Source organism: Rhizobium sp. KDH_Rht_773_N, from assembly GCF_052946295.1.
The window spans coordinates 2337742-2350773 of the sequence record NZ_CM129525.1; the positions used below are offsets into that span (position 1 = coordinate 2337742).

Below are 13032 nucleotides of genomic sequence, written 5' to 3' on the forward strand. Positions count from 1 at the left end.
CATGGCTTTCCTTGAAATTTCCGGTCTCAAGAAGCGCTTCGGCGCCGTCGATATTCTCAAGGGGATCGACCTGGAACTCGAAAAGGGCGGCTTCCTGGTGCTGGTCGGCCCGTCGGGCTGCGGCAAGTCCACGCTGCTCAACACCATTGCCGGGCTCGAGGCGATCACCGAAGGTGAAATCCGCATCGACGGGCGGGCGATCAACGATCTGCATCCGTCCAAGCGCGATATTGCCATGGTGTTCCAGAGCTATGCGCTCTATCCGAACATGACGGTCGCCGGCAACATCGCCTTCGGCATGGAAATCCGTGGCGTGCCGAAGGAAGAGCGTGAAAAGGCGATCAAGCAGGTCTCCGACATGCTGCAGATCGGTCATCTGCTCGATCGCAAACCGTCGCAGCTGTCGGGCGGTCAGCGTCAGCGCGTGGCGATGGGCCGCGCGCTGGTGCGCAATCCGCAGGTCTTCCTGTTCGACGAACCGCTGTCCAACCTCGACGCGAAGCTGCGCGTGGACATGCGCACGGAAATCAAGCGCCTGCATCAGCGCATGGGCACGACGATCGTCTATGTCACGCACGATCAGATCGAGGCGATGACGCTGGCAACGAAGATCGCCGTTCTGAAAGACGGGGTGCTGCAGCAGTTCGGCACGCCGGCCGAGATCTATAACAGCCCGGCCAATGTCTTCGTGGCCGATTTCATGGGGTCCCCGGCCATGAACCTGCTCAACGCCACCGTCGAAAACGGCGCGGGCGGGTTGCAGGTGTCGCTGGAGCGGCCGAATGGCGAGCCGCTGAAGCTGCCGGTCAATGCCGGCAATAACAGTCTGACCGGCTATGCCGGCAAGCAGGTGATCTTCGGCATTCGCCCGGAAGCCCTGACCGATATCGACGGCGCCGACCGCAAGGCCAAGTCGGTCGTGCACGGCGATTGCGCCATCGAGGTCGTGGAGCCGGCCGGTTCGGATACGTTTGCCGTCACCAAGCTCGGCGGTAAGTCGGTGGTGGCGCGTCTTGGCGCCGATGCCGGCATCCTGCCCGGCCAGAACACCCGCCTTGCCTTCAATCTCGACAAGGCGGTGTTCTTCGATCCGGCCAGCCAGTTGAGGATCGCTTAGCCAGCGAAACTGGCGCCCGTCAGACGGACGCCACGGAGATCGTGACCGGTGCGAAGCGGCCAGATGTCGCTTCGACCGTGATTTCGCCCGTCAAGCCCGTTGCCTCCAGCCAGAAGCCGGCGGTTCCGCCCTGCAGGGGCACGGCCGTCGGGCCAACGATCCTGGCCGGACCGTGGACGGTCAGCGTCACCACATCATTGAGGAAGGGCAGGCGCTGGCCGTACTGGTCGAGCGCGCGCAGGACGACGCGGGTCGTGTCGCGTTCGCGGGCCTTCAGCGTCGTGCGGTCGGGCGCGACGTCCAGCCTGGTCGGCAGCGGATCGGCGGCGAGCGTCAGTTTCGCTACGGGCTTGCCGTTGATGAAGCCGGTGAATTCGCCGTCGATCCATTCCAGACCCCAGCGGCCGAGTTCGTCCTGGGTGAAATGGCGGTGGTCGAGCACGACGGGCGGGTGCGGCAGATGCGGATAGTTTTCCCGGTCCGGGCCGATACGCTTGGTGAGCGTCCCGTAAGTCAGCTCCACCTCGTCGCAATTGGTCAGGATGATCAGCGGCAAGACGCCGCCGATGCTGCGTTCGCCGCGTGCCCAGAACGTGACCGGCTTCATGATGATCTCATCGGAAGGGTCGCACTGGCTGGCATAGACGTAGGCCGCAAATTTCGGCTCGCGGAACATGTCCATGACGCCGTGGTAGCAGATACGGTCGCCGGAGCCGAAATCCTTGTGGGTGTTGTAGTCGAACATGCACCAGCCGATGGCGCCTGAAATGTCCGGGTCGCCATAGGCAGCATTCAACACTTCCAGATGGCGGCGCACATGTTCGGCCTGGCGCTGCTCGGCATCATACATCTTGGTCGGATGCATGTGGCCGTTGAATTCGGTGATGATGTAGGGGACCTTGTAGGACAGGCCGGTATTTTCCTGCTGGCCGCGAAGTGCGGTGCGCGGGCGGTTGGCGCCCGGCAGCTCCTCGTTGCCGAGGATGAAGTCGTTCATCGTATAAACGTCTTCCAGCAGTTCGCTTTCGGTCAGGTAACGAACGCCACCGGTCTGGCGGGTTGAATCGAGTTCGTGCGCCAGGCGGTTCGTGGCGGTGTAGAAGTCGTGGCTGTCGAGCGATTCGTTGATACGCACGCCCCAGATGACGATCGAAGGGTGGTTCCAGTCGCGCTCGATCATGCGGCGCACGTTCTCGATCGATTCCTTCTGCCAGTCGAGATCGCCGATATGCTGCCAGCCGGGGATTTCCTCGAAAACCAGGAGGCCGATGCGGTCGCACTGGTCGAGGAACCATTTCGACTGCGGATAATGCGAAGTGCGCACGATATTGCACTTCAGCACCGTCTTCATGATGTCGGCGTCACGCTCCTGGGCGGAGCGGCCGGCGGCATAACCGACATAGGGATAGGCCTGATGGCGGTTGAGGCCGCGCAGCTTTACGGAACGGCCGTTCAGAAGGAAGCCTTCCGGCGTGAATTTGGCAGTGCGGAAGCCGAAATGGCCGGTGGTCCTGTCGGCGCCATGTTCGGTCTTCAGTTCGACGGAGACTTCATAGAGCGCCGGGTTCGACAGGTCCCAGAGTTCGATCTCGGTCAGGCCGCCGAAGGACAGGGTTGTATTTGTGCCGATCGTTTCGCCGGCCGCGCTTGCAAGGATATTGCCATGCGCGTCCCTCAGCGATCCGGTGACGGTCGCCGTATAGGCAAGGCCCTGCGGATTGGCGATATCGACCCGCACCGTTGCCGATTTGGCATCGGACAGGACGTCGTGCGTCTCGATCTTGATGTTGCGGATAAAGATCTTGTCCGTGACCTTCAGCCAGACGTCGCGATAGATGCCGGCATAGGTGAGATAGTCGATGCGGCCGCCGAAGGGCGGGATGGCGGGGTTCTCGCTGCCGTCGATCCTGACGGTGATGAGATTGTCGCCTTTGACCAGCTTGCCGGTGAGCCGGGCCTCGAAAGGCGTGTAGCCGTCCTTGTGGGCGACGATCTCTTCGCCGTTCAGGTAAACGATGCTGTCGGCCATGGCGCCGTCGAAGAGGATGGAGACTTCACGGCCTTCGAATTCCGGCAGCCAGCGCAGCACCTTCTGATAGGTGAAGGCGCGTTGGTAGCGCTTCTCGTCGAAATAGTTGAAGGGCAGCTCGACGGCCGTATGCGGCAGGTGGACCATGCTCGCGCCGTCAAAGGCTTCCGTCAGGTGCTGGCCGAAGCCCTCGTGGAAACTCCAGGATTCGTTCAGGGAAACGACGGAACGCATTTCATTCTCCCCGGCAGGCGAAAGGGGAGAGGCGGCGCCTGGCGGCGGCGCGGGAAAGGGTGGTCATCGGTAGTCCTCCTCGAACCGAATAGCTGGAACCGCCCCTCAGGCGGTCGAACCCCAGCGGGGTGTGCAGGCAAGCGTGATGCTGTGCGGGCCTTCGTCGCCGGCCTCATGGCGTTCGATCACTTCGACGACGGCGTCCATGAAGGCTACGTGGTCGAGGCTCAGCGTCGTCAGGTCGTTGCAATCCCAGGCGGCCATGGCAATGCCGTCCTGGCCGACAATGGCGATATCCTCAGGCGTATTCTTCCCGAGCACGCGGCGGGCAGCATCGCGCGCGCCGATCGCCATCACGTCGTTGCCGCAGATGATGGCATCGACCTTGGAGCGGTGCAGCAGCAGGACGGCCTCCTTGAAGCCGGAATCATAGGAATAGTCGCCAAAGGCTTCCGCTTCGAAAGAGAGGCCGTGGCGGGCGAGCGCATCGGCAAACCATTTGCGCCGCAGCTTGTCGATCCAGCTCGACTTCGTGCCCGAGAGATAGGCGAAGCGCTTCTTGCCGTCGCCGACGATCTTGTCGATGATCTCGCCGGCGCCGAGCGCGCCATCGATGCGGATATTGGAGACGTCCTCGTTCTCCAGCGGCTCGAAGGAGACGATGATCGGCCGCGTCGTATGGAAAATATCGACCGCGTCCTGCATCGAGACCATGTCGGAGAAGATGACGACGTGATCGACCTGATAGGTGGAGGCGAGCCGCATCAGCTGCAGGCGGTCGGAATGATCGGCGCAGCAGAGCAGGATCGGCAGAAGCTGGCGGGCCTGCAGGCGGTGGACGAGGAGCTGCTGTTCCTCGGCCTCGCAGGGGTTGCCGATGGCGTTGACGACGAGGGCGACGAGGCGCGAGCGCTGGTTGTTCAGCGAGCGCGCAATCGCATTCGGCTGGTAGCCATATTCGCGGGCGACGGCGAGGATGCGGTCACGCGTGGCGCTGCCGATCCTGGAATCCGGCGAAAAGGCGCGCGAAATCGTCGCCGAGGAGACGCCGGCGAGTTTTGCCAGTTCCTTCGAGGTGATCCGCCGTCTGTTCGTTCCGCTCATTCTCGTGCGCCTATCCGGCAATCCTGACGGGCGTGCCGTCGGCTGCCGCCGATTCCTTGATTGCATCCCAGAGCCTAGCGAATCTGAGACCCATTTCAACGGAGCCGGAGTTTTCCATCGTTCCGGCGCGGATGGCGAGGAAATTCTTCATCGGATTGCCGAGAATCTCGGCCTCTTCGCGCGGCTCGCTGATGCGCCCGACGCTGATTTCACGCCAGCCGCCCCAGGCGTCGATGCGCACGATCGCCTTGGAATAGAAAAAGGTGATGTAGGAGGCGCAGCCGGGAGGGCCTTCGCCGGCGGCCGTCAGCGTCGCGAGCGCGCCGTTCTTCAGGCGGGCGGAGACGGCGGTGGCGATATCGACCTTCTTGCCGTGGTTGTTCATGTAGGCGGAAACGCTGTCGAAATCGGAGTTGGCGAGCAGGCAGACCGTGTTCATCATGTGCGCGCCGGTATCGAACATGAAGCCGCCACCGGAGATTTCCGGCTGCTGCTTCCAATGGCCGTCATAGTTGGAAGACCAGCTTTCCCAGATCATGCCTGAAATGGCGATAAGCTCGCCGAATTCGCCCGACAGCGCACGCTTGCGGGTGTCGAGCACCAGCGGCGAGAGGCCGCCTTGGAAGGCGGTGACGATGGTGACGCCGCTCTTCTTCTGTGCGGCGATCAGCGTCTGCGCCTCGGCGACCGTCGTGACCATCGGCTTTTCGAGGAAGAGATCGAGGCCGGCTTCGGCCACGGCCGTCGCCTGCTCGGCATGGAAAGCATGCGGGGTCGAAACGTAGACGATATCGAGTTCGTCGCGGCATTTTTCGAGCATGACGCGATAGTCCTCGAAGCTTTTCGGCTCGGGCGCGCCGGCTGCGGTGCAGACGTCGATGAGGCGCTTTCGGGAGGTTTCCGTCGTGTCGGCGAGTGCTGCGAATTCAATTTCCGGCATCGTCGCCCAGCTCTGGGCGTATTCGGCCGCTTTCAAGCCGGCGCCGATGACGCCGAGGCGCAATTTCTGAGACATCGAAATCCTCCCTGATGGTGTTGTGCAAACGATTACACAAACGCATTGTCTGGTGCAAGTTATAAATAACCGTTCAAAATCAATGTAATAAACTGCCGTTATCTTCGGCTTGAAAAATCATCTTGTCAGCATTCAGAATGCGTGTACATTTTCTTCACCGGTGCTGGAGGGCGCCGTGGCTCTAAAAAAGGGAGGACTTCCGTTGAAGAAGACGGTTATCGGTGGCCTGTGCGCCATCCTGCTCAGCGCGGTTTCGACGCTGGCTCATGCGGAAACAATTCGTATCGCCAATCACGGCCAGGCCGGCATCGACGCGATGAAGTCGACCGTCGAGCGGATCGAGAAAAAATATGGCGTGACGGTCGAGGTCGTCGAATATCCGGCGCCGGACAAGGATTATCTCACCAAGCTTCTGACCGAACTCGGCGCCGGCAATGCACCCGACCTCTTCTCCATTCCGACGACGGCGGCCGTCGCCGACATGGTGGAAGCTGGCTACCTCGCGCCCGTCACTGCCGAATTCAAGGCCTGGGACGGCTACGCCAACCTCTATGACGTCGCCAAGCAGCTTGCCGTCAGCCCGGATGGCGAAACCTATGTGATGCCCTTCATGCTCGGCATCCAGGAAATCTACTATCGCAAGGACGTTCTCGAAAAAGCCGGCATTTCCACCGAGCAGCCGAAGACCTGGCAGGAGCTGCTCGATCGCGCTGCCGAGATCAAGCAGAAGACCGGCTCCTACGGGTTGCTCTTCCCGGCCGGCGTTTCCTGGGGCAGCGGCGCCTTCGACGAGGGCTTCCAGCACCTGATCGTCGGTTCCAAGACGCCGCAGCTCGTCGATGCCGACGGCAAGCTCGATCTCAACGGCGAAGGCGTGAAGGATGTCTTCAACGTCTACAAGACGCTGATCGACAAGGACCTGATGCCGGTGCAGCCGCTGCTCGGACCGGAGCCCTGGGTCGTGCCGAAGTACGAAATGTTCCCGGCCGGTAAGCTTGCCGCCACCACCTGCGGCTCCTGGTGCTACATTTTCGACTGGGGCCGTGAGAGCAAGAACCCGATCCCCGACGTGACCAAGGTCGTCGGGACCTGGACGGTTCCGGGCCAGAGCGGCGGCCAGTACGTGCTTGCCAACCTCGCCGCTCCGTGGGCCGTCAATTCCAAGTCCGCCAATGTGGAACTTGCCAAGAAGGCGCTGATGGAAATCGGCTCGGTCGAAACGCAGGTTTCCTATGCTGCTCGCATCGGCAATATTCCGGCCAGCAAGGATGCCGCCAAGGATCCGGAATTCCAGAAGCTGACGGAACTCGTTCCGATCCATGCCGCTGCTGAAAACGGCGTGTTCCTGAAGCAGGCTTCCGGCTTCGGCACGGTTGCCGAAGGCGTGGCGCGCGCCACCGAAGCCCTGCTGCGCAAGGAAACCGATGCAGCCGGCGCCCAGAAGATCCTTGTCGACTACGTCAAGGAAACGCTCGGCGACGACATGGTCAAGTGAGCCGCTGACCTCTTTTTTCCGCCCAGGACGGGGACGCGGCATGATCGCCGCGTCTTCCGCTTTCATTCGATAAGCCGGATTCATTCGATAAGGTTGTGAGCTTCAATGGCCCGAAACTCTCATGAAAAGCGAACCGAGCGCCAACTCCTGCTTGTTCTGCTGCCGTCGTTGATCCTGCTTCTGGCCTTTGTGATCTATCCCGCCCTCTATTCCGTCTACCTGAGCTTCACCAACGAGGCCTTGACGGGGGCTGCGGCGCTGCGGCCGCGTTTCGTCGGCATCCGCAACTATGTGCGCCTCTTCAACGATGCGAAGTTCTGGAACTCGCTGTTCGTCACCTTCGTCTTCGTCATGGGGTCTGCCGTCATCGGCCAGTTCGTGCTCGGGCTGATTTCGGCGATGGCGCTGCGCCGGCCGATCCGTTTCCGGCAGTTCTTCTCCTCGATCATCCTGCTGCCGAATGCCGCTCCCGAAGTCGTTGCCGGCTTCATGTGGATCTCGATGCTGGCCGGCGGCGAACATGCGACGCTGTCGCGCATCGTCGCCCTCTTCGGCATTGATCCCGTCGACTGGCTGAATTCCTTCCCGCTGTCGATGATTATCATCGTCAATACCTGGCGCGGTATCGCGACCGCGATGATCCTGCTGACGGCGGGCCTGAGCACGATTCCCTCCGAGATCTACGAGGCGGCGCGCATGGATGGCGCCACACCCTCGCAGATGTTTCGCCGCATCACCCTGCCGCTGATGATGCCGACGATCCTGCTCTACATGCTGATCTCGGCCGTCTCCACCATCGCCGTCTTCGGCCTCGTCTATGCGCTGACGCGCGGCGGGCCGGGCGGGGCGACGGAGGTCGTCAGCATCTATATCTACAACCAGTCGTTTACGGCCTTCCAGCTCGGTTACGGTGCTGCGGTCGCGGTCGTCGCGCTCATCATCTCGCTGATCCTCGGCATCGGCTATGTGCGGGCCATGAAAGTGGAGATCTGATATGGCTGTTATTTCCCCGAGCGAAGGCGCCAACAAGACCCGCTCCGATCTTCTCGCCTATGCGACGCTGTCGATCATCTCGATCTTCTGCGCCGTTCCCTTCTTCTGGGTGCTGCTCGCCTCGTTCGACGGCAACGCGCAGCTCTTCCTGCGCTGGCCGGAGCAATGGACGCTCGCAAATTACGTGCGCGTCTTCACCAAGGAGGACGGGGCGAAATGGCTGTTCAACTCGCTCTTCGTGGTCGGCGGCGCTACCCTTCTCGTCATGGTGCTGGCGGGGCTCGGCGGCTATGCGCTGTCACGCACGCGTGCCTGGTGGAAGCTGCCCTTCCTCTATGCGATCCTGCTGATCCGCGTGCTGCCGCCGACGGCGCTTGTCGTGCCGCTCTACAAGTTCCTGCTGACGCTCAATAATGCAGAAGGCGCGATCCTCAGGCCGATCTTCGGCAGTTATGCCCGCGACATCATGCGTTGGACCGGGTTCATCGACGGTTATCTCGGCCTGATGCTGGTGCTTGCCACCATGCAGCTGCCGCTGGCGCTGTGGATCATGAAGACCTTCTTCGACGGCCTGCCGCGCGACTATGAGGAGGCGGCCGTCATGGACGGGGCGACGATGACGCAGCGCATCCGCCGCGTGCTGATCCCGCTCGCCATGCCGGGGCTGGCGGCCGCCGGCCTCTTCGCCTTCATGTCGGCCTGGGGCGATTTCCTGCTGCCGCTGATCTTCCTGTCGTCGCCGGAGCTGCAGACGCTGCCGCTCGGTCTCTTCCGCGCCTTCCTGCGCATCAACGAGATCGATTACGGCCTGCTGACGGCGCTCGCCTTCATTTACCTGCTGCCTGCCGTCGTCGCCTTCGGCTTTGCGCGGCGCTTCCTCGTCCAGACCTTTGCGGGCGGTGTGAAGGGCTGAGATCAAGAAAGAGAAACGAATGATCAATCTCAGAAATGTTCGCAAATTCTATGGCGCGCTGGAAGTCATCAAGGGCGTCGACATCACGGTGGAAGACGGTGAATTCGCCGTGTTCGTCGGCCCGTCCGGCTGCGGCAAGTCTACGCTGCTGCGCATGATTGCCGGCCTCGAAGGCATAGACGAGGGCGATCTGGTGCTGAACGGAGAGCGCATCAACGACGTGCCGCCGGACAAGCGCGGCATCGCCATGGTGTTCCAGTCCTACGCGCTCTACCCGCATATGACGGTCGCGGAGAATATCGGCTTCTCGCTCAGCCTCAAGAAGGTGCCGGAAGCCGAGATCAAGAAGCAGGTCGAAGGCGTCGCCGAGATCCTGCAGCTGACCGATTATCTCAATCGCAAGCCGGCCGCCCTTTCCGGCGGCCAGCGCCAGCGCGTGGCGATCGGCCGCGCGATCATCAAGAAGCCGTCGCTGATCCTGTTCGACGAGCCGCTGTCGAACCTCGATTCGGCGCTGCGCGTGCAGATGCGCGCCGAGCTGCAGCGCCTGCATCGCGAGCTGAAGGCGACGGTCGTCTATGTCACGCATGACCAGGTCGAGGCGATGACGATGGCTGACCGCATCGTCGTGCTGAACAAGGGTGTCGTCGCCCAGCAGGGCGCGCCGATGGAACTCTATCACCAGCCGGAAAACGAGTTTGTCGCGACCTTCATCGGCTCGCCGAAGATGAACGTGCTGCCGATGACGGCAACGCGCCGGGATGCCGGCAAGGTGCATCTGGAAAGCCCGCTCGGTCTTGCGATCGATCTTTCGGATGCCAATGGCGCCGTGCCGCAGGGCGAGGCGAAGCTCGGCATCCGGCCGGAACATCTGAAGCTTGCGCCGCAGGGCGAGGGCGATTTTTCGGCCGAGGTCGTCATCGTCGAGCGGCTCGGCGTCGAGACCTATCTTACGGTCGGTTCGCAGCAGCAGCCGATCGTCGTGCGCGCTGAAGGCGACATGACCATCCGCCCCGGCGACCGCGTGTCGCTGACGGCCGAGCGCGCCGCCTGCCATCTGTTCGATTCCGCCGGCCGGGTAATCCGTTCGGCTCAAGTTTGAAACATCGAGGAATGACATGACAATCAAGGTCACGATCTGGAACGAAGGACGCCACGAGCAGGTCCACAAGGAAGTGCAGGATATCTATCCCGACCGTATCGACGGCGCGATTGCTGCCGGTATCGCCCATCCCGATTTCGAGATCCGCCGCGGCACGCTCGACGATCCGGATGAAGGCCTGCCGGATTCCGTGCTCAACGATACCGACGTGCTGCTCTGGTGGGGGCACATGGCGCATGAGGAGGTCAGCGACGGGCTGATCGACCGCGTGCAGCAGCGGGTGCTGAAGGGCATGGGCCTGCTCGTCCTGCATTCCGGCCATCATTCCAAGCTTTTCCGCCGGCTGATGGGCACCAATGCCAACCTCTCCTGGCGCGAGACGCCAGAGGGTGATCTGGAGCGCGTCTGGGTGGTCAATCCCTCGCACCCGATCGCCGAGGGCCTGCCGCCCTATTTCGAGGTCAATGCCTCGGAAATGTATGGCGAGCCCTTCGACATTCCGCAGCCCGACGAGTTGGTCTTCATCTCCTGGTATTCCGGCGGCGAAGTGTTCCGCAGCGGCTGCACCTTCCAGCGCGGGCGCGGGCGCATCTTCTTCTTCAGCCCCGGCCACGAGACCTATCCGATCTACCACGACAAGATGGTGCACAAGGTCATTTCCAACGGCATCCGCTGGGCGCAGCAGAAGCATACCGACGGCCGCATTCTCGAAAACTGGCACCGCAAGGAGCCGCTGCACGGCCGGCCGGACAAAGCCAAAGTTTAAGCAGTTCCTCCCGTGGGGGCTGGGGCCATGATGGCCCTGGCCTCCGCGGGCGGTAAAGGATGGGGGAGAGAATGCAGACCGTATCGATGAAGGCTGACGGCGATGCTTTTCTCAGCAAGGCATTCTGGGTTTCCATCCACCGCGACCTGCCGCAGCGGCTGGATACGCTGGCGCGGCTTGCCGCCGAGCGACCCGATATCTTCGCTTTCGAAAGCAGCCAGAAGATCGCCGAGCGCTGCAATGTCTCGCAGACCAGCGTCATCCGTTTCGCGCATCATCTCGGCTTTGACGGTTTTGCCGAGATGAAGCAGGTTTTCCAGCAGGGGCTCAGGGCTGCGGCAAAGACATAGCCCGCGGGATTTACGGGTACTGCGCGCCGTTCGTCGTCGTATAGATCGAATAGAGCGATTGCGTCGCGGTGATGAAGAGGCGGTTCTTCTTCGGGCCGCCGAAAGTGACGTTGGAGACGGTCTGCGGCACCTTGATCTTGCCGATCAGCGTCCCGTCAGGGGCAAAGCAATGCACGCCGTCGGCAGCACTCGTCCAGAGATTTCCGGAGACGTCGAAACGGAAACCATCCGGCACGCCGCTGTCGATCGAGCAGAAGTAGCGGCTGTTTGTAAGCCTGCGGCCATCCACGACGTCGAAGACGCGGATATGGCGTGGAACCTCGTGATTGGAGGAACCGGAATCGGCGATGAAGAGCTGCCGTTCATCGGGTGAAAAGGCGAGGCCATTCGGCTGGATGAAATCGGTCACGATGGCTTCGATCTCGCCGGTCGCGGCGTCGATGCGGTAGACGTTGCGGGTTTCCTGCTCTTCCGCAGACTTGTGGCCCTCATAATCCGACATGATGCCGTAGCTCGGATCGGTGAACCAGATCGAGCCGTCGGACTTGACCACGACGTCGTTGGGAGAATTCAGCCGCTTGCCGTTGTAGCTGTCGGCCAGCACGGTGATGCGGCCATCCGGCTCCGTGCGGGTCACGCGGCGGCCGCCATGTTCGCAGGAAACGAGGCGGCCCTGCCGGTCGCGGGTATTGCCGTTGACGTAGTTGGAAGGCGCGCGGAAGATGGAGACGGTTCCATCGGGAACCCAGCGCATCATGCGTTCGTTCGGAATGTCGCTCCAGATCAGGCAGTTCAGGTCGGAAAACCAGACGGGGCCTTCGGCCCAGCGGCAGCCCGTGTAAAGCTCCTCCAGCACTGCGCTGCCGGCGATCAGCGCCCCGAACCGCTCGTCCCTGATGTCGTAAAGCTCGTGTCCGGCCATGCCCGATTCCTCCCAGATCGATATTGCCTCTTCGTAGCCGCAAACGGCAAAACGTGCCAGAGCCCGGCTGTAAAAAGCGCGGGCTCCGGGGGTGCTTCAGAGGGCCGCGACGGGATGCGGGGAGCCGTCATAGGCGCCCCAGACCGACTGGTCGAAACAGATGACGGAGCCGGTCATCAGGCCGGATTCGGCAGACGAGAGGTAGGCGCAGGCGCGGGCCACTTCTTCGGGATCGACCAGCCGGCCGAAGGGCTGGCTTGCGGCCGCTTTGGCGAGCCAGTCGTCCGACGCCTTGTGAAACTCCTTCTGGATGCGGTCTTCGCCTTCGGAGGCCATCCAGCCGATGTTGAGCCCGTTGACGCGGATGCGGTTGCGCAGGAGCGCGTAGGCGGTGTTCTTGGTCAGCGTTTCCAGGGCACCCTTGGAGGCGCAATAGGCTGCTATGAAGGGCTGGCCGGCCTTGGCGGACATGGAGCCGATATTGACGATCGTGCCCTCGATCTTCTCGCGGCGCATGACCTTGACCGTTTCCTGCATGAGGAAGAAGGGCGCGCGCACGTTGACGGCGAACATGGCGTCGAAGAGTTCGGGGCTGGTATCGAGGATCGTGCCGCGGTCGGTGATGGCGGCGGCATTGACCAGCGCATCGACGCGGCCGAAGGTCCGGTCGCAGACATGGACGACGTTCTGCGCATCCTCGACCCTGCCGAGATCGGCCCTGACATAGACGACCTTGGCGCCGGTCCTTGAGGAAATCTCCTCGGCCTTTGCCTTGCCCTTGGCTTCGTTACGGCCACAGATGACGATCCCCTTTGCGCCGCGCTGCGCAAAGAGGCTGGCGATAGCGGCGCCAAGGCCCTGCGTGCCGCCGGTGACGATGGCGATCTTGCCGTCGAGGCGGGCGTAATCCGTGCTCATATGTCTTTTCCTCCTGATGACATGGCAATGGCCCCTTACCGGCAGTAAGGGGCTCCGGGATGATGGTATTGTGA

The 13032-nt window shown here is 62.2% G+C and carries 12 protein-coding genes; 7 read left to right on the forward strand and 5 right to left on the reverse strand.

Annotated features, from left to right (window positions below; all coding sequences use genetic code 11):
* The first annotated feature begins 1 nt into the window (after window position 1).
* A complete protein-coding gene (locus ACU8HS_RS11720) occupies window positions 2-1117 on the forward strand; it encodes an ABC transporter ATP-binding protein (protein WP_112563480.1) in 1116 nt (371 codons plus the stop codon).
* A 19-nt stretch (window positions 1118-1136) separates the two neighbouring features.
* Here the strand turns inward: ACU8HS_RS11720 and ACU8HS_RS11725 are convergent, their stop codons facing one another.
* From ACU8HS_RS11725 to ACU8HS_RS11735, 3 genes are all read right to left on the reverse strand, one after another.
* The gene (locus ACU8HS_RS11725) at window positions 1137-3380 is read right to left on the reverse strand and encodes a glycoside hydrolase family 2 protein (protein ID WP_447014456.1); all 2244 of its coding nucleotides are present in this window, start codon (window positions 3378-3380) and stop codon (window positions 1137-1139) included.
* A gap of 105 nt (window positions 3381-3485) precedes the next feature.
* Window positions 3486-4484, reverse strand: coding sequence for a LacI family DNA-binding transcriptional regulator (locus ACU8HS_RS11730; protein ID WP_112563484.1), 999 nt, complete (start codon window positions 4482-4484; stop codon window positions 3486-3488).
* A gap of 10 nt (window positions 4485-4494) precedes the next feature.
* Complete coding sequence (locus ACU8HS_RS11735; RefSeq protein WP_113412844.1) at window positions 4495-5499, reverse strand: Gfo/Idh/MocA family protein; 1005 nt, start codon at window positions 5497-5499, stop codon at window positions 4495-4497.
* Between the two features lie 202 nt (window positions 5500-5701).
* Here ACU8HS_RS11735 and ACU8HS_RS11740 point away from each other — a divergent pair, with 202 nt between their 5' ends.
* The 6 genes from ACU8HS_RS11740 to ACU8HS_RS11765 all read left to right on the forward strand — a co-directional run bounded on the left by ACU8HS_RS11740 (window position 5702) and on the right by ACU8HS_RS11765 (window position 11118).
* Window positions 5702-6994 carry an extracellular solute-binding protein gene (locus tag ACU8HS_RS11740; protein ID WP_112563488.1) on the forward strand — a complete coding sequence of 431 codons (1293 nt, stop codon included), beginning with the start codon at window positions 5702-5704 and terminating at the stop codon, window positions 6992-6994.
* A 105-nt stretch (window positions 6995-7099) separates the two neighbouring features.
* Window positions 7100-7987, forward strand: a complete 888-nt coding sequence (locus ACU8HS_RS11745) for a carbohydrate ABC transporter permease (protein ID WP_112703808.1) — start codon at window positions 7100-7102, stop codon at window positions 7985-7987.
* Between the two features lies 1 nt (window position 7988).
* Window positions 7989-8900: a carbohydrate ABC transporter permease gene (locus ACU8HS_RS11750; RefSeq protein WP_112563492.1), complete on the forward strand. Its 912-nt coding sequence runs from the start codon at window positions 7989-7991 to the stop codon at window positions 8898-8900.
* Window positions 8901-8919: 19 nt separating this feature from the next.
* Window positions 8920-10002: a sn-glycerol-3-phosphate ABC transporter ATP-binding protein UgpC gene (locus ACU8HS_RS11755; protein ID WP_112756290.1), complete on the forward strand. Its 1083-nt coding sequence runs from the start codon at window positions 8920-8922 to the stop codon at window positions 10000-10002.
* 16 nt (window positions 10003-10018) lie between these two features.
* Window positions 10019-10768, forward strand: coding sequence for a ThuA domain-containing protein (locus tag ACU8HS_RS11760; RefSeq protein WP_112754836.1), 750 nt, complete (start codon window positions 10019-10021; stop codon window positions 10766-10768).
* A 71-nt stretch (window positions 10769-10839) separates the two neighbouring features.
* Window positions 10840-11118: a MurR/RpiR family transcriptional regulator gene (locus tag ACU8HS_RS11765; protein ID WP_162718956.1), complete on the forward strand. Its 279-nt coding sequence runs from the start codon at window positions 10840-10842 to the stop codon at window positions 11116-11118.
* A gap of 10 nt (window positions 11119-11128) precedes the next feature.
* Here ACU8HS_RS11765 and ACU8HS_RS11770 read toward each other — a convergent pair whose 3' ends face one another.
* Both ACU8HS_RS11770 and ACU8HS_RS11775 read right to left on the reverse strand, forming a co-directional pair.
* The gene (locus ACU8HS_RS11770; RefSeq protein ID WP_112754832.1) at window positions 11129-12040 is read right to left on the reverse strand and encodes an SMP-30/gluconolactonase/LRE family protein; all 912 of its coding nucleotides are present in this window, start codon (window positions 12038-12040) and stop codon (window positions 11129-11131) included.
* A gap of 96 nt (window positions 12041-12136) precedes the next feature.
* A complete protein-coding gene (locus ACU8HS_RS11775; RefSeq protein ID WP_113412845.1) occupies window positions 12137-12958 on the reverse strand; it encodes an SDR family oxidoreductase in 822 nt (273 codons plus the stop codon).
* Window positions 12959-13032: the final 74 nt, after the last annotated feature.

Excerpts from the sequence above, each read along its gene's own strand:
- ACU8HS_RS11770 (WP_112754832.1), bottom strand. The coding sequence starts at position 12,040 with ATGGCCGGACACGAGCTTTACGACATCAGGGACGAGCGGTTCGGGGCG.
- ACU8HS_RS11735 (WP_113412844.1), bottom strand. The coding sequence starts at position 5,499 with ATGTCTCAGAAATTGCGCCTCGGCGTCATCGGCGCCGGCTTGAAAGCG.
- ACU8HS_RS11725 (WP_447014456.1), bottom strand. The coding sequence starts at position 3,380 with ATGCGTTCCGTCGTTTCCCTGAACGAATCCTGGAGTTTCCACGAGGGC.
- ACU8HS_RS11765 (WP_162718956.1), top strand. The coding sequence starts at position 10,840 with ATGCAGACCGTATCGATGAAGGCTGACGGCGATGCTTTTCTCAGCAAG.
- ACU8HS_RS11760 (WP_112754836.1), top strand. The coding sequence starts at position 10,019 with ATGACAATCAAGGTCACGATCTGGAACGAAGGACGCCACGAGCAGGTC.
- ACU8HS_RS11750 (WP_112563492.1), top strand. The coding sequence starts at position 7,989 with ATGGCTGTTATTTCCCCGAGCGAAGGCGCCAACAAGACCCGCTCCGAT.
- ACU8HS_RS11730 (WP_112563484.1), bottom strand. The coding sequence starts at position 4,484 with ATGAGCGGAACGAACAGACGGCGGATCACCTCGAAGGAACTGGCAAAA.
- ACU8HS_RS11720 (WP_112563480.1), top strand. The coding sequence starts at position 2 with ATGGCTTTCCTTGAAATTTCCGGTCTCAAGAAGCGCTTCGGCGCCGTC.
- ACU8HS_RS11755 (WP_112756290.1), top strand. The coding sequence starts at position 8,920 with ATGATCAATCTCAGAAATGTTCGCAAATTCTATGGCGCGCTGGAAGTC.
- ACU8HS_RS11745 (WP_112703808.1), top strand. The coding sequence starts at position 7,100 with ATGGCCCGAAACTCTCATGAAAAGCGAACCGAGCGCCAACTCCTGCTT.
- ACU8HS_RS11775 (WP_113412845.1), bottom strand. The coding sequence starts at position 12,958 with ATGAGCACGGATTACGCCCGCCTCGACGGCAAGATCGCCATCGTCACC.